12 protein-coding genes are annotated in these 16,510 nt (G+C 40.8%); 3 read left to right on the top strand and 9 right to left on the bottom strand.

The genetic code is table 11. From position 1 onward, the window contains the following. Positions 1–45 precede the first annotated feature (45 nt). A complete protein-coding gene (locus M3210_RS12445) occupies positions 46–243 on the top strand; it encodes a DUF3813 family protein (protein WP_251514841.1) in 198 nt (65 codons plus the stop codon). Positions 244–434: 191 nt separating this feature from the next. Continuing rightward, positions 435–698 (top strand): NifU N-terminal domain-containing protein, encoded by a 264-nt coding sequence (locus M3210_RS12440; protein ID WP_251514839.1) that lies wholly within the window; start codon positions 435–437, stop codon positions 696–698. A gap of 85 nt (positions 699–783) precedes the next feature. Here the strand turns inward: M3210_RS12440 and M3210_RS12435 are convergent, their stop codons facing one another. Beyond that, on the bottom strand, positions 784–1,191 hold the full coding sequence (locus M3210_RS12435; protein ID WP_251514831.1) for a hypothetical protein: 408 nt from the start codon (positions 1,189–1,191) through the stop codon (positions 784–786). Positions 1,192–1,196: 5 nt separating this feature from the next. Continuing rightward, positions 1,197–2,039, bottom strand: coding sequence for a YitT family protein (locus tag M3210_RS12430; RefSeq protein ID WP_251514829.1), 843 nt, complete (start codon positions 2,037–2,039; stop codon positions 1,197–1,199). A gap of 108 nt (positions 2,040–2,147) precedes the next feature. On the opposite strand from M3210_RS12430, the gene M3210_RS12425 reads away from it, so the two are divergent. Then, positions 2,148–3,014, top strand: coding sequence for a DegV family protein (locus tag M3210_RS12425; protein ID WP_251514827.1), 867 nt, complete (start codon positions 2,148–2,150; stop codon positions 3,012–3,014). Between the two features lie 413 nt (positions 3,015–3,427). Here M3210_RS12425 and M3210_RS12420 read toward each other — a convergent pair whose 3' ends face one another. From M3210_RS12420 to addB, 7 genes are all read right to left on the bottom strand, one after another. Continuing rightward, complete coding sequence (locus M3210_RS12420) at positions 3,428–4,930, bottom strand: alpha-amylase family glycosyl hydrolase (protein ID WP_251514824.1); 1,503 nt, start codon at positions 4,928–4,930, stop codon at positions 3,428–3,430. Positions 4,931–5,532: 602 nt separating this feature from the next. After that, positions 5,533–5,901: a YisL family protein gene (locus M3210_RS12415; protein ID WP_251514822.1), complete on the bottom strand. Its 369-nt coding sequence runs from the start codon at positions 5,899–5,901 to the stop codon at positions 5,533–5,535. Positions 5,902–6,041: 140 nt separating this feature from the next. Then, positions 6,042–6,536 carry a GDYXXLXY domain-containing protein gene (locus M3210_RS12410; RefSeq protein ID WP_251514819.1) on the bottom strand — a complete coding sequence of 165 codons (495 nt, stop codon included), beginning with the start codon at positions 6,534–6,536 and terminating at the stop codon, positions 6,042–6,044. Beyond that, the gene (locus tag M3210_RS12405; protein WP_251514817.1) at positions 6,533–7,738 is read right to left on the bottom strand and encodes a DUF2157 domain-containing protein; all 1,206 of its coding nucleotides are present in this window, start codon (positions 7,736–7,738) and stop codon (positions 6,533–6,535) included. The genes M3210_RS12410 and M3210_RS12405 overlap by 4 nt, the downstream gene beginning before the upstream one ends. Before the next feature lie 18 nt (positions 7,739–7,756). After that, a complete protein-coding gene (locus M3210_RS12400) occupies positions 7,757–8,926 on the bottom strand; it encodes a DUF418 domain-containing protein (RefSeq protein WP_251514802.1) in 1,170 nt (389 codons plus the stop codon). 95 nt (positions 8,927–9,021) lie between these two features. Continuing rightward, complete coding sequence (gene addA / locus M3210_RS12395) at positions 9,022–12,771, bottom strand: helicase-exonuclease AddAB subunit AddA (protein ID WP_251514790.1); 3,750 nt, start codon at positions 12,769–12,771, stop codon at positions 9,022–9,024. After that, a complete protein-coding gene (gene addB / locus M3210_RS12390; protein ID WP_251514789.1) occupies positions 12,771–16,259 on the bottom strand; it encodes a helicase-exonuclease AddAB subunit AddB in 3,489 nt (1,162 codons plus the stop codon). Before addB ends, addA begins: the two co-directional genes overlap by 1 nt. Positions 16,260–16,510: the final 251 nt, after the last annotated feature.

The raw sequence follows: 16,510 nt of genomic DNA, 5'->3' as shown, positions 1-16,510 counted from the left end.
CGTAAGAAAGCAGAAGTTGATGAACATACTCGAGGAGGATTTTAAATGGACCAACAACAATCACTTTTTCAACAAGCAAGACAACGTGTAATGGAAATGATGAACATGGGACAGCAAGCATCAGATACAGACCGTGAAGCTGTACAGCATGCCATTCAAGCAGCTTATCAAGAAGCGACGCCAGAGGAAAAACAAGAACTTGAACAACTTGAGAGTAAATTAAAAAATAATCAGCAGCTTTAATACGTAACGGATTCACTCGATAAAGGTGAATCCGTTTGTTTTTACTGCTGAATCAATAGTTTCATTGCTTACATTTTCAAGCGTTTCATCCCCCTTAAGCAGGCCCGACTTGACTTCATTCGCTTTACTTTTTAATTTCCTATATATCTGCTACTATATTAGTAAGTATGATTCAAAAAGGAGTGTGTGAAATGGCAATTCGTATGGAAGGGACCCCAAACCCAAACGCAATGAAATTTACATCGGATAAGCTGATTTTTGAAGGTACGAAAAGCTTCTCCCTTATGCCAGGAGATACGAGTGAACATGAAATTTTAAATGAATTGATGAAACTTGAAGGAGTCGATAACGTTTTCGGCTATCAAAATTTTGTAACAGTAAATAAAAAGTTCGACGTCGAGTGGGAGCAACTATCACCTAACGTAATTGAACTATTGGAAAAGAAAGGCTACTAATACATATCCACAAGAACTGCTTCACGAGTTCGGAGTGGGAATAAAAAAAGAATCATCCTGATTTGTGGATGATTCTTTTTGTTTTCTAATTTTCCATATCAATTGGAATATAATTCGGATGAATCGTCTCCCCATCCTCTGCCTTGCCATAAAGAGTCAAAATTGGACTAGCTTCTGCTTCAGATGCGGAAGCTGGAATTTCTCCAGTTATTTCAAAACTTTCCCACGTTCCTGCTGCTTCAGCTTCGAGTTCGTAAACAGCCTCTTCCTGAAGCTCCTCTTCACCTTGCTCTAAACGATAATAAAACACTTGCTCGTCTGAAGTGACCTCACCAGATAACACAAACGTGTTTTCCTCCTGTTGTAAATCTAAATTACGGAACAACAATGAGCTTGTTTCTTCTGTGTCCGATTCTTCCGCAGGCTCGGGATCACTCCCGCATCCTGCGAGGAAAATAATGAGTAAAATAGCTAATAAATAACTCTTCTTCATTCCATCTAATCCTTTCTAAATTGTCCATATACCGCAGTCGTTTCAACGACATTTGTGAACGCTTGTTCGTCTACTTCATGGATAATTTTCTCAAGATCGTATAGTTCATAACGGGTAAGTACAAGATATAACATTTTCTTCTCTGTTTTCGTATATGCACCCTGGGCTGGAAGAATCGTGATGCCGCGAATAAATTTACTGTGGATCGCTTGCTGCATCTCTTCAGCTTTCTGGGTTATGATCATCGCTGTCAGTTTCACATGACGAGTATGGATTGCATCAATGATTCTTGTCGTGACATAGAGAGCAACAAGTGTATAAAGAGAGTTTTCAGGTTCGTAAAGAACACCTGCCAATACAATGATCACCGCATTAAGAGATAAGAAATATCTGCCAACCGGTTTATCATTCAAACGGGAAAGGACCATAGCAACAATGTCCATTCCCCCTGTTGAAGCACCGATTTTCAGAGAAATACCGACACCGATTCCTCCAATTACCCCACCGAATACCGCATTCAGGATAATATCATTCGATAAAGCAATTACTGGCATAATCTCAAGAAAAATCGTAGCACAAACAACAGAAATAGCACTGTAAATGGTAAATCCCTTGCCAACTTTAAACCATCCCAGAATAAATACAGGTATATTCAGTAAGAGTAGAAACAGACCTGTTCCGATATTGACTCCAATAAAATCTTGGAAAACACTTGCTAATAACTGAGCCGCACCTGCAAAACCACTAGCATAAACGTTAGCAGCAATGAGGAAGAAGTTTAGCGATACTGCAGTTAAGAAAGCACCGATGATTACTATAATAATCCTTTTTGCTTCCATCATAAACATATTTGGTCCTCCTGATAACAAATTCATAACTTTTCAAATACTTTTTGACTAAATGACAATCAAGCTTTAAACTATAATAAGTAAGCAAATTAGAATGGAAGTGAAATCATGAACGTAAAAATCCTAGCAGATTCAGCATCTGACTTGTCAAAAGACCATTATAACGAATATGGCATTGAAATGATACCATTAAATGTTCATCTAGATGATCGTGCTTATGCAGATGTAAATGAAATTGATCCAAAAACGATTTACGATGCGATGCGTAATGGGAAAGCACCAAAAACATCTCAACCTGCTCCAGAGGCTTTTAAAAAGCATTTCATGGCTTGTGCAGAAAAAAACGAACCACTCGTTTATGTATCTTTTTCCTCGGAACTTTCTGGAACCTACCAAAGCGCTAAAATTATGGAGGATATGGTAAAGTCAGACTATCCAGATGCCCCTCTTTATATTGTCGATTCCAAATGTGCTTCCATCGGTTATGGTCTCGTTGTCTTGCATGTTGCTAAAATGGCAAAAGCAGGTGCTAGCGTAGAACAAATTATAGAAGCTGCCGAGTATCAAGCAAAACATATGGAGCATCTCTTCACTGTAGATGATTTAGAATACTTATACCGCGGTGGCCGAGTCAGTAAAACATCAGCCTTCGTCGGTGGCTTGCTGAAGATCAAACCACTACTTAACGTGGAAGATGGACGACTCGTTCCAATCGAAAAAATTCGCGGTTCTAAGAAAGTGCTTGGTCGTATGATTGAACTGATGGAAGAACGCGGAAAAGACTTCCAACACCAAGTCATCGGAATCAGCCACGGAGATGACTTAGAGAGAGCAGAACAATTATCAAGCATGATTCAAGATAAATTTGGCGTAGCTAAAGAAAATATTGTCATTGAAATGGTCGGAGCCGTAATCGGTGCACACGTTGGTCCAGGCACCCTTTCCCTATTCTTCTCCAACCAACCAAATAAATAATAAATTTGAAGACGTTTTGTTCTAAAATCAGACAAGACGTCTTTTTAATTGTTTTATAACACTTTTACACAAGAATGGCCATTTCAAACATACGAAGCCCTCACTTCGAGAAAATTTACAAGTTTATTCTCCCAAACTACAACTACCCACGTGCTTCGGGATGATAAACAATAGATATTTTCTTGAATAAGAGTTGCTTGCCAACATTCGAGAAAACAAACGCATTATATCTTCCCGAACAGAATTGCCTTCTCAACAATCGGGAAAACAAACACATCATATCTTCCCGAATTTGATTCCCTTCTCGACATTCAGGAAAATTAACCACTGCTATCCCTAACTAAGCGCCATTCAACCAACACGTCTTACTGGACATAAAAACGCTTGGCGGATTTCGCACCAAGCGCTTTAAATTATTTGGTTTGTTCGCTTGCTTCTCGTCTCTTCTGCTTCAAGGTCAGATAGATGATTCCAGTAACAAAAACAATCATCACTCCACCGACGAGTGAAATCAGAAGCCAGTTGAAGCCCTCATAGTCGACTACTTCATAAACTTCTACGGATTCACGAGGTATTCCGATCCGGTGGTTTCCTTCTTCATTTTCACGGGCGATATTATCTCCAAGATAACCTCTTAACATCTTATCAGAATCCACATCCGTTATATCTATATAGCTCGATTCACTGCCGTTATTGATAGCAACATACAATGTTTCATCCTCATATGTCCTCTTAAATACAGCAAACGAATCTCTTGAATCTACTAACTCAAAATCACCGTGGCGTAATGCAGGGAATTCATCGTGCAAAGAAGAGATTCGATCATGGAATTCTTTCAACTCTGGTTCTCCACTATGGTGTGGGACGAGCCGCTGAGAATCCTCGGCAGTTTCACCGTACATACTTACCTCAGAACCTTGTATTATCATCGGAGTTCCAGGTGTGGTGTACATATAAGTTAAGGCCAGCGTCCATGTCGTTACCGAATTTCTGCCGTTCTCGGAAAACTTCTGTGTAAAACGCTCAGAATAGAAATCATCTACAAACAGTATACTTCCCGCTTCAGCATATTCTTTATGGAGCTCTAAAATCTCCTCAGGCGACTGGTCGACCTCGCTGAACACTTCCGCTATTCCTCTACTTAACGCATAATTATCAACAGCATCCAGTTCTGTATTCTCCATAATTTCACTAACATCTGATTCGGGATTTAGAACATCGCCTATCAAATAGTGATCGGGATAACTATTTTTAAGTTCTGATGTAATATTCGATAAAAAATCAACAGAAGATTGGTCAACTGCGTGAAGCACTAATCCATCTACATTCGTTTCTTTTAGCCAAAACGAAGCAGCATCAATCAAGAATTTCTGTACCTCTGGATTATCTTGGTTTAATTGAACCACATTCTCTGTCCAATCCGGACCGTTCACTTCATCAGTCAAGATCCAATCGGCAAACTCTGGCTCCAGTGCTATTTCATGATCGCGCGAAACATAATTCGTGACGAATTCAATGACGACTTTCATACCAAGTTTATGCGCTTCTGCTACAAGCTCATCAAGATCCTCTATTGTACCAAACTGTTCTTCCATTTCCGTAAAATCTTCTACCCAATATCCATGAAAACCATTTTCCGAATTAGCCATTATCGGGGAAAGGGCAATCGTCGTTACTCCAAGGTCTGCTTTTTCATTGAGGCGTTTTTTAATTCCTTCGATATCTCCACCATGATAGGCTTGCGGATCATCCACATCCACTCCTTCATCGATAGAGAAATCACCATTATTATAGCGGTCGATCATGACTTTATAGATGATTTCATCTTCAATCTGTCTGTCCGCAGCTTCTATTGGTAGACCATATATTAATAGTGAAAATAATACCGCAATACTCATTATCATGTTCTTCTTCATCACTGTTCCCCCATCATTTCTATTACGTGTCCTGTACTATTATTAACGAAATTATTTATTAGTCAATTGAAATACAAAAATTGTTAAAAAACCTTCATAACTTCATGGTGATACTGAAAATGATAGCAGCTTGCGGGACTTTTTAAGTGGCAGCCGAACTTGCTGGGCTCTTACGTTTGATTCACCAATGAATTCAATGCGACAATCACACGTGAGGGACCCTTGCTTGCGATTCGACCACGATTTCTATGCAACAATCGCACGTGAGGGACCCTTGCGTTCGATTCACCCACGATTTCTATGCAACAATCGCACGTGAGGGACCCTTGCGTTCGATTCACCCACGATTCTAATGCGACAATCGCACGTAAGAGAACCTTGTGTTCGATTCACCCACGATTCTAATGCGACAATCGCACGTAAGAGAACCTTGCGTTCGATTCACCCACGATTCCAAAGCAACAATTGCACGCGAGGGACTCTTGCGTGCGATGCAATCTCGATTTTCCGGAGACAGTCCATCGTGAGCATTCCAATACTTAAACTCATATGTAAATCAATTAAAAAAGCCGCCCCACAATAAAGAGACAGCTTTTTCAAACTTAGAATGATAAAGGTAAACGAATATATCCAAGTACAAGTACGAGAATAAAAGCAATTGCAAATTGAACCCATGCGGACGTTGCTGGTTTGCCTTTTTTCGTTTTTGTAAGTACCATTTCCATCGCACCGATGAGCCAGATTCCAGCTAATCCTTTTGTAATCGCTTCTGCTCCTAATGGCATTTGGAAGTTCGCAAGATAAACATCGAACAGCAGATAACCACCAGTGAAGATGATAAATAAGTACATTAAACGTAAAATCATATGGACGATTTTTGCGCCTTTTTCATTTCCTTGTTTATAAAGGAAAAACGCCACTAATAGTAAAATTATTCCTAAAATCCAGGATGTAACATGCATGTGCAGCATAATGTAGGTTTCCTCCTTAATTTCATTAAAGATTGTCAACACCAATCATACCATGTTCCAAAAAAGAATTCATTTTATAACTAAGACTAGGAGCTGGATTTCACATTACCTATGTCAAACTACAGACACAATTTCCGAGCCTATAATTCTGCCACTTCCGTTATAGCTTTTTGTCCCCAAGGAGCGACCTTTAAAGTGATGAGCCATCTTCTATGCTTATCTTTGCCAGGATCGACTTGAGAAATCTTTTCTATCCCGTAGTCTACCCGATATTCATCCTTTATAGAATCAACATAAGAATAGGTTGCTGGCAGTGATACTTCTTCCGCACGAAGCTCTGGTCTCTCTTTTGTCACTCGGACAGCCCGATGAACTCCTGTATCATCGGGAGCCAATACAACAAAGACTTTCTCCCGATAATCGAGTTCCTCATCGATTTCCCAAATTTCTGCTGGAAGATAATTGATTTCATATTCTACGTAAACATCATTGTTAGCATGATACGTAGTTATTGGAGTTTTAGTTTCTAAAAAAATAGGTTTACCGTTATCTTTTATCCATTCATACTGGAAAGCAACGAGTAGAATAATAGCAGCTTGAACGATTAGCAGGAAAATAAAAATCAATCGTTTCATCTCAAATCACTTCCCTCTTTTTTCAGCCTTCTCCGTTGTCTTTCAAAGATAAAACTAATCAGGAACAAAAGCACTCCGCCGATAAAGAAAAACAACGACTTATTGAGTGCATCCCAGGCATACTGGATATAGACATTGAAAGTGCTGAATAGGAAAGCAACCGTCCCAAGCATTATTCGCTGTGGGAGCTGTATTCTGTAGCCGATAAATATCCAACCCAACGAGAAAACAAATAACACGATGATACTGAATAAATGAGCTTGCGGTAATAAAACGATCGGTAAAAACAGCACAAAATCAACCATTTCCTCCTTGCGCTCAGTACGCCATTTAACATAAAGCGCGAAAATAAAGACAAACAGCCAAACAATAAAAAAGCTAGTATCGAAACTTGGGATTTGTGGAGAATACCATTCATCTTGTAACAGCAACGTCTGAAACATGCCGTAAATAAAGATGGAAATGAGGGTGACATAAGATATCACAACAGCATTTTCTTGCTCCCTTAATGCATCCCCCACTAGATAAAGTATAAGAATCGGAATCAGGTACCAATAATAATGTTCAGAAACAGTCATGGTAAGTACGATGCTCTGCAAAGCAAAGCTCGCAGCAAGTAAATAATAATACAAACCTAACTCTTCACGGAAAGCAAAATATCCAGCTCCAAGAACCATCACTACAAATAAAATCCAATTAAAGTCAGAAAATGACAATCCATTATACAATTGACCAATTGTTCCGATGACAACCAGAACGAAATATAGGAGTGGGTGTTGATAAAGATAGAAAAGCACGAGACCAACAGCAGTCCAAATGATGAACGGCCAAGCGGAAAAGAGCGTCACTTGATATATATCAATAACGAGCAATAATCCGGAACCGAAAACAATATATCCTAGCACGATAAAACTTATCCCGTAGAGTGTGTTGTTCTTCCGGTGAAGGATATCGCCAAGTATATAGAAGAACAACGTGACAAGAAGTAAAATAACGACACGAGATAGATGGGCTTGCCGTGCCCATTCCGACATAATGAAAGTTAAAAATCCTAGACCTGTCAGTAATACTGCGAAAAGGATAATAATATAATTCGGTCCAGTTTCCTTCTTGCGTGCTAAAATGCGATTCAATTGTTCCTCGGAAATAATCCCTTCTTTTACCCACTCTTTTCCTTCCCGTTCAAGTTCCTGCCTTTTCATATACGCCTCTCCTTTCCATCACTTCCGTAATGCTTGACGTTGCTTATAATTCAGACTGCGCCATACCCATTCCAATGGACCGAACCGAAAACGAAGCAGCCACCATTTACTTAATATGATTTGCAGTCCAAAGATAATCAGTGCAATTAATACAGAAACAGCTGGAGTAACCGAATGATATAACCCTAAACCTACACCATAAAAAAGCAGAAAACAAACAACGGATTGCAATATATAATTGCTCAACGCCATTCTCCCTACATATTGAAGCGGACGGAAAATTTTCATTCCGATATCAGTCTGTGCTCCCAATGTAATGAGAGTCATGTAGAAAAGGGCTGAAGCTGCGCCACCGAAGTTATCCTGCACATACGTAAGCCATAAAGGATTACCAAATAGATAAGGTCCGAATTTCAAAATGACACTTAATATGAATGTAATCACCAACAAACGTGATAAAACCTTCTGAAATTCTTCTGGTTTATGAAACCAGCGCTTTCTTGCCAAATACATTCCGAATAGGAATAAAGGCAATAGAATAAAGCAAAGTAAAATAAAAGTAATCCCTGAATTCGCCATCAACCAATCTTGTAAATTCTGTTGCCAGATCAACGGAAATGAACCACTGGAATAGTTATGAATTGCCACACGAATTCCTTCTTGATCGGTCCAATTCATCAAATGCCTTACAGGATATAGAAGTAACGTGATGATTCCAACACTGCCTCCAAAGAGGATTGCAGCCCAAATTAAAAGTGTCCGGTCCTTAACTTCAAGGAAAAGCAATAACAATAATCCAATCAAGCCATAAGAAAATAAAATATCTCCATGCCAAATGAGGATAGCGTGCACGAGACCAAATCCAATTAATACAACCTGTCTGCGAAACAGAAAACTGGAATATTTCATCCCTTTGAGCTGCAGTCTGTCTTTCATCAGCTGCCAACTAAAACCAAATAAAATGGAAAACAACGTATAAAAGCTGCCTTGGAAGAAGATATCAATAAATGCTAATGTAAATTGGTCTAATGGTGAATTCCAAGCCTCCTCCGCACCTCCACGAAGAAAATAAGGTGCAGAGAAAGCACCGATATTCACCATAAAGATGCCTAGAATTGCAAAACCTCTGATCATATCAATATGGTTTATACGATTTTGATCAGACGTTGGTTTGAGTTGACCGTGCATACTTAATAATCACCCTTTTTAAATTTACTTTCAAAAAAGGTGGCTCTTCACAATCGTTATATGAATGAGCCACCTTCTATTATGAAGAATTAATATTATTTGTCTTTATTGTACACCTCAGGTACTTCAATGAAAAGTTGTTTGTCAAAGAAATATAAATAAGCTTCTTTAACTGGCTGTTTCCATATCCGCTCGACAGCAGAACGATACAACGTAAGCTGCGTTTCATATCTTTTTCTCAGCTTTTCAATCAAAGCATCACTGACCGGTTCGTTGATCATATCCGTCTTATAGTCCAAAATGATCCAGCCATCATCTTTAGGAATCAGACAGTCAATTACCCCTTGAATCAACACCTTTTCATTTTTCTCCGGATCAAACGACGGATAAACTTCTGTTGCATCCAACATCAGACTGAAAGGAGCTTCCCGGTAGACTTCTTTGACTGTCATGATATATTCAGCAAGAGGTGTTTGATAGAAATGCTGTATTGCTTCGATATTGATTTCTTCTGCTTCTTCAGCAATAAGAATTTCCCTTGCTACAAGCCGGTCGATCTGCTCGACGATTTCATCAGCGTAGAGCGGACGATCGAGCGGCAAATGCTGCATAACCGTGTGCATTGCTGTCCCTTTTTCTGCAGCACTCAATTTTTTCTCTTTTTGCAGGAAGTTCGGCCGCTTCACGATTGGGGGTTTGTAATCTTTTATTAATTGGTCCCCGCTATATTCATCAAACATTTCCCGCTGACGTTTAATTTCCGTTACCGTCTGTTTTGCCCTAGTAACCGTCGCCTCTTCATCCGGGTAGCGGTAATTCAATCTGGCATCGACAACCTCCCGTTGACCCTCTTTTTCATGGGGAACCGGCTCCCAGCTTTCGATATGTTTTTTTAATAGTTCTTTTTCTTCCTCGTCCGTCGATTCCAAATTAGTCAATTCACTAGCATGCAGAATCGTCACTTTCCATTTAGAAGCGTCTTTCCTTATTTCCGTCAATAAATGATCAGAAGGTTCACGGCTTCTTAATGCTTCACTATGCTCATGTCGAATGAGTGCTGGGCCGACCCAGTCGAGATATGACTTTTTATCGATTCGATAATGTTCCGGCAACACCCAATCATGATGGTCAAGCATTTGATCCCAGCTTTCCAGTTTCTTTTCCAGGGAATTGACATAACCGACCATGACGAGCTTCTCCCTCGCACGGGTGAGTGCTACATAGAGCACTCGCATTTCTTCGGCTAACTGTTCACGTAGTTTTTTTCTTTTAACTGCTTCGTAGTAAAGCGTCGTATAAGATAAACGTTTCACTGGATCAATGTATTTCGTCGCAAATCCATAATCTTTATGGAGCAAGTATTTTTGGCTCAAATCCCGCAAATTGAATTGCTTGTCCATGGAACCGACAATGACAATTGGGAACTCCAGCCCTTTACTTTTATGGATGGTCATAATACGGACAACATCTTCCTGCTCACTAAGGGCACGGGCGACACCTAAATCATCCCCACGTTCCTCCATCCGTTCGATAAATCGTAAGAAACGGAATAGGCCTCGGAAACTGGTCGATTCATAACCGCGTGCCCGATCATACAATGCCCGCAAGTTCGCTTGTCGCTGTCTGCCACCAGGCATTCCGCCGACGAAGTCATAATACCCTGTTTCACGGTAGATATCCCAGATCAGTTCCGATAACGCTCCTTCCCTCGAAGCCCGGCGGAATTGCTCCAAGTGGGAAAGGAAGAAATTGATTTTTTCTGTCGTTTCATTGTTATTCGCCTTTTCATATTCTTGGAGTGCTTCATAATACGAAGCTTGGCGATTGGCCATCCGAATATTCGCAAGCTCGTCTTCATTCAACCCGACAATTGGAGAACGTAGGACAGATGCCAATGGAATATCCTGACGTGGATTATCGATCACTTTTAATAAGCTCATCATTATTTTTATTTCAATCGCTTCAAAGTATCCTTGTGATACTTCTGCATATACAGGGATTCCTTGTTTTTTCAACTCGTCGACAATAACAGGTGCCTGTGTCATCGAACGGAGTAAAATAACGATATCACGATATTGTGCAGGTCGTTGTGAACCTGTTTCTTTATCAAACACTAAGAACGGCTTTCCTTCTTTTCCAATCCAGTTCTTAATTTGATCTGCATAAGAGCGGGCTTCGATCTGAGCTTTTTCCAAGTCACGAAAATCTTCTGACTCCCCGTTCTCATCATTCGTCACAAATCCAGACACTTCTTCCTTCTCTCCATCGATTAAATAAAGTTCTGCTTCAGGCTGGCCGATTGGAGCATCATCGTAACTTTTATTTCCATAGATCAATTCAGCTGCTTGATCATAATTTATTTCCCCTAATGCTTCATCAAGAACTTGTCGGAATATATAGTTCGTCCCTGCCAAAACTTCTTCCCGACTGCGGAAATTACTCGCAAGATCAATACGGATTCCGCTATCTTCCTCTGTAGCAAACCGTTTATATTTCTCCAAGAACAATCCTGGTTCCGCATGTCGAAAACGGTACACACTCTGTTTCACATCACCCACCATAAAGATATTTCCAGGCTCTTCTTGTTTACTTACAAGACGGATGATCGTTTCCTGAACGAGGTTTGTATCCTGATATTCATCAACCAAAACTTCTACAAATTTTTCTTGGAAATGTTTAGCCACACTAGAAGGTTTTATAGCATCTGCTTCCTCGTTATCCGATAACAACTCCAGACAATAATGCTCCAAATCGGAAAAATCAACGAGCGCCTTCTCCCTTTTAATACTTGTGAATCTATCTTTAAACTCTTTTACGAGTTCTGTAAGCTTCTTCACGACAGGGTAGAGTTCCCGCATATCCGCTATATGTCGTTCCAGGGATCTGCTGAGCCACTTTTCCTTGATTTTATTAAAGTTGTTTTTATAAACTTCACGTAATTTTTTTACCGCATCTTTCTTATCTTCATTACAATCCATTTTCTTCGATGAAAGACGAGCAAATTTATAAGCGCTCATATAAGCTGTCAGGTTATCCCATGAGTCCATATGTTCCTCAGCCTCGGATAATCCTTTCAAGTCAGCCTCAATCGTTTCAATATAAGCGTATGGGCCATCAGTTTCCCTAGCGATTTCCATTGCTTGCTCCATCTGTTCACGGAGAGCAGTGAATTGATTTCTCACTTCATATTTGAGGATATCCAGGAATTCTAAATCCTCTTCCTGCCAATCTTCCGGAATCTGATATGCCTCGGCTAACGAATCGAGCCACTGTTCCGGCTGAGGGTTTTGAACGGAAAAATGATAAAGATCGAGGATAAGCTGTTCCACATCCACATCACTGCGGTCACTTGAGAAACGATCGACGACCGCAAAAAATTCTTCTACTTTTCCTGTTTCGTTGCCATACCATACTTCAAATAAATCATCAAGGACATCTTGTTTGATTAAATCCATCTCCATACCATCACCGATACGAAAACCTGGATCGATGTCCAATAAATAAGCGTATTGTTTTACTACATCTAGACAGAAGGAGTGCAGTGTCGAAATCGACGCGCGCTGCAGTAAGGAAAGCTGCTTTTTCAAATGAATCGAATGCGGTTCGGATTCCAATGCTTTTTCCAATGCAAGTCCGACCCGATTGCGCATTTCCTGTGCAGCAGCATTCGTGAAAGTTACGACCAATAAAGCATCGATATCTACTGGATTTTCCTTGTTTAATAGCTTTTGGATGATCCGTTCCACAAGGACTGCCGTCTTTCCCGAACCAGCTGCAGCAGCTACGAGGATATTCGTTCCTGATGTATAGATTGCTTGCTCTTGTTCTTTTGTCCACTGTACCATTATTGCTCCTCCTCTCCACTGATTCTCTTCAGCACTTCTTCTTCCCTCATCTGCTTCAACCGGTGGAAGTTGTTTTCTTCCAATCCTGTATCAAACTGACAGACTGATAGGAAAGGACAATACGTACAGGCTGTTTCTTGTTTATATTGGTAAGGGTTGAGCTTGACTTTTCCGGTCGTGATTTCAATACCTGCTTCTTCAATCAACCCATGGATATACTCTTGCAATTGCTGAAATGTATCCTCAGATGCAACTTTCGATGTTTTGTAGAAACTGCCATTCTTTGAAATCGCCAACGGCAGCATATCACTATAACCTGAGGATAGCGCAGTATCCATATTTCGGACGACGGATTCATCAGCCAGCACTAGACCTTGCATTTTATATTTCTTGAATAGTTCCTTTTCCAATTTAGTTTCTTCCATATCAGGTTCTTCACTGATCATTGGATTGTGTACATGGAAATACAGCACACCTGCTGGGGTTGCTTTCATGCCAAGCCACGACTCAGCTTGAGACAGGACAACATCAAGATACGTCAACATCTGCAAAGCAAGACCATAGTATACCTCGACTAAATTCAAGCCCTTTGAACTAGATTTATAATCTATAATTCTCAAATACAATTGCGAATCGTCCACCGCCTGATCGACACGGTCAATCCGACCGCGAAGAATAAGCTCAAAACCATTCGGCAACTGCATCGTCAATGGTTTCAATGGTGCATTTTCACCAAAAGCAACTTCAAGACCTACAGGTGAAAAATTACTTTTCCTTGCTTGTTCACTTAAGATAAATGTCGCCCTCGCAATAACCTGCTGTAACTTCTCCTGAATATATTTATAACGGTTCGAACTATGCAGGATTTGATGCTGTAAAATCGGTGCCAGCTTTCCGACTGCTCGATTTGCAAAGTAATTGGAGTCTTCTTCGGTAAGTTCTTTATAATCTCTGCCTTCAAGCCGGATCCAATCCGTAATCACTTTTAAAGCTTCATGGAATAACTGTCCGATATTCGGTGCATCCAGTTTATACGTCTGCCGCTCCTCCAAGTTCAAACTGTATCTTGCAAAGTGTTGGTAGGAACAACGATAATAGGTTTCCAACCTGCTGACACTCGCTTTAATTTGTTTCGGATACAATTCGTTGATTGTATCTTCCGAAAGGTCCGTTGGTCTGTTTTGGTAATAGAGGCTTTGTAGAATGGTATAAGTCGTTTGATGTTTCGGTTCATTTTCTATATACCAGTTAAGTACAGACCACCAAATATCCTCTACCGGATAACCTCTACGGTAACGAGCAAGTTGGGCAGTCAGCGCCGCTCTTGTTTTCACCGGATTCGTAATGAAGCGGTCTGCATATACGAGCTCATCTGGATCCTGAAGTAACAAACGTTCACTAGTTTCCGGGAAAAGAGCCTCCATCCGCTTAATAAGCTGTGATGGCATCTTCCCCTTCCCTTCCTCATCACTTAGTGTATAGCTGATATGCAACCTGTCCCTTGCCACAGTAAAGGCCAAATACATGTAAAAGTGGTCATCAAGCAACTGGCGGACACTGCTTTCAGCCAGACGAATCCCATGCTGCTCCAGGAGACCCCTTTCCGTTTCATTAATAAGACCATCACCGCCAGGTTTCATTGGCCATGTACCTTCATTCACACCAAGTAGAAACGCGACTTTCACTCCACCAACCCGCGAGCGGTCAATCGTCCCCACAATGACATGATCCAAGCTGGGTGGTACGTGAGCAAATTCAAGTGTTTCCAAACCAGCTTCCAACGTATTTCGGAAGACATCGACACTTAAATGTTCGTCACCTGCTATTTCCACCAGTTCGTCCAGTATTTGGATTACACCTTCCCACACTTGCTCCTGTTCACGTGCCTTTTCAATTTCTCCAGCCGCATCATCGCTATCCCGTAATTTTTCCAGCTTTTCCGGTGCTCTCACTTTCTCAAACAATGCATACAAAATTTCACAGCGTTCCCGGACAGTGGTTGCCGCTCTTACTGCTTCATCAAATTCTTGCAAAGCAGCGACAATTTGTCTGCGGTAGCGATTGATCCGCTTCTGTTTTTCTAGTTCTTTATCCGTTTGCCGAGCTTCATCAAATCCACGGAAACGCTGGAAGATCCACTCTTCCTCTGAAAACCACCGTTCTCGCGTACGGATTCCATATTCGAGGATATAATTTTCCAGCTCATCTATCGCATCCGCTGTCAGTGGGTATTCCTCGTCAGACGCTGGAACGAATCCTGTCTTCAATACGCGAAACAGCGCATCATAACGCCAATTTCCTTCTACCACGTCGAAAATGGAACGGATGAATTCAATAAATGGATGATTCAACATTGACCTTTTTTCATCAAGGAAGACGGGGATGCCGTGATCCTCAAAAATTGTGGCGATCAAATCATGGTACACAGGTGCTTCCCGCATAAATAGAGCAAAATCACGGAAACGATAATTTTCCTCGCGCACTAAACGAAGTATTTCTTGAGCAGCTCCCTCCACTTCCGCACGTGGATGCACTGCTTCAGCAATTGTTATTGGAACACTACCTTCATAAGCAGGTGCTGGTCTCGTATCGAAATATTTTTCCATATGGACAAAATAAGGCCTGTCTCTAAATCTCCCATGTTCCGGACTAAACTCAATACGTTCCTCTAATGGGATATCATTTGCCTCCGCTGTTTGTAACAGTTGATGGTAAGTTTCCTTCGTTTGATAGAACAAATCAAGCTCCGTAGTCTCTTCATAAGGGTCGTCCAACGTCAGGACAACCGTCACCATCTTACATTTTTTAAGTAACGCTTCAACGACTGCCATTTCATTTGGCGTAAATTGATGAAAACCATCCAAGTAAATCTCTGCCCCTTCCAACAGACGGGACGCATTGATTTTCTCAGCAAGCAACTGAAGCTGGTCTTCACTATCAATATAATGAGGTGCCAGTTTTTCAGTAAGACGTTCGTAAATGTACAAAAGATCTCGAAGTTTCTTTTCTAAAGTCACCTCAGTCGGTTCTTTATGTACAAACTTCTCCATTTGAGCAATCTCCTGATGCAGCAATTCGGGAGTCACTTGATACCTCTTAAATTCAGTGATCATCCGTTCCATATCCTGCAGGAAGCCTTGTTTTTCGACCGCTTTCTGGAAGGTGTGCCACTCCCCATCCTTTTCCTCTATGATTTTCCTCAGCATCATTTGAATACCGATGGAGCTGATAAATTGTCTTTTTCCGCCACCAACTTCCTGCAAAATCCGCCAAGCAAGTCGTGAAAAACTGGACACTTGAGCACGGATGCTTCCCTCAATTCCTCCCGCTGTAAATAAAGCACGCTCCTGCTGAAACGTCATTTGGTCAGGAACAATATAATAGATCGGTGCACCATGCGGGTTGGACAACAATTTTTCTCTTATTTCTTCAATTACGACATCACTTTTATCCGTACCGGAACGACCAGTGATAAAACGAATCCCCATATGGTTACCTCCTCTGCTGTATAGTTTTTAATGTCTCAATTGACATGATTATAGATGACTTTTGTTTGTTCGTGTCGTTAGAACCTTTCTATGTGCACGAACAAAAATCCTTTCTGCGCTTTCGTAGTCAAGTCCATAATTCTGTGTAAAAGCATATTTTCGACCAGTAGTAATATTATTTGAAACCATAGTGTGAGAGCAGCCACAGCTTTGCTGCTTGCCATTGACTGTAGTGCCCGATTCTTAGTATT

The organism is Oceanobacillus luteolus, assembly GCF_023715655.1.
Lineage (GTDB): Bacteria > Bacillota > Bacilli > Bacillales > Amphibacillaceae > Oceanobacillus > Oceanobacillus luteolus.
The sequence above is the reverse complement of the archived record's forward strand: the minus strand, read 5'-3'. Positions and strand labels throughout refer to the sequence as shown.

Coding starts and splice junctions, on each gene's coding strand:
- M3210_RS12445 (WP_251514841.1), top strand. CDS start 46: ATGGACCAACAACAATCACTTTTTCAACAAGCAAGACAACGTGTAATG.
- M3210_RS12440 (WP_251514839.1), top strand. CDS start 435: ATGGCAATTCGTATGGAAGGGACCCCAAACCCAAACGCAATGAAATTT.
- M3210_RS12435 (WP_251514831.1), bottom strand. CDS start 1,191: ATGAAGAAGAGTTATTTATTAGCTATTTTACTCATTATTTTCCTCGCA.
- M3210_RS12430 (WP_251514829.1), bottom strand. CDS start 2,039: ATGTTTATGATGGAAGCAAAAAGGATTATTATAGTAATCATCGGTGCT.
- M3210_RS12425 (WP_251514827.1), top strand. CDS start 2,148: ATGAACGTAAAAATCCTAGCAGATTCAGCATCTGACTTGTCAAAAGAC.
- M3210_RS12420 (WP_251514824.1), bottom strand. CDS start 4,930: ATGAAGAAGAACATGATAATGAGTATTGCGGTATTATTTTCACTATTA.
- M3210_RS12415 (WP_251514822.1), bottom strand. CDS start 5,901: ATGCTGCACATGCATGTTACATCCTGGATTTTAGGAATAATTTTACTA.
- M3210_RS12410 (WP_251514819.1), bottom strand. CDS start 6,536: ATGAAACGATTGATTTTTATTTTCCTGCTAATCGTTCAAGCTGCTATT.
- M3210_RS12405 (WP_251514817.1), bottom strand. CDS start 7,738: ATGAAAAGGCAGGAACTTGAACGGGAAGGAAAAGAGTGGGTAAAAGAA.
- M3210_RS12400 (WP_251514802.1), bottom strand. CDS start 8,926: ATGCACGGTCAACTCAAACCAACGTCTGATCAAAATCGTATAAACCAT.
- addA (WP_251514790.1), bottom strand. CDS start 12,771: ATGGTACAGTGGACAAAAGAACAAGAGCAAGCAATCTATACATCAGGA.
- addB (WP_251514789.1), bottom strand. CDS start 16,259: ATGGGGATTCGTTTTATCACTGGTCGTTCCGGTACGGATAAAAGTGAT.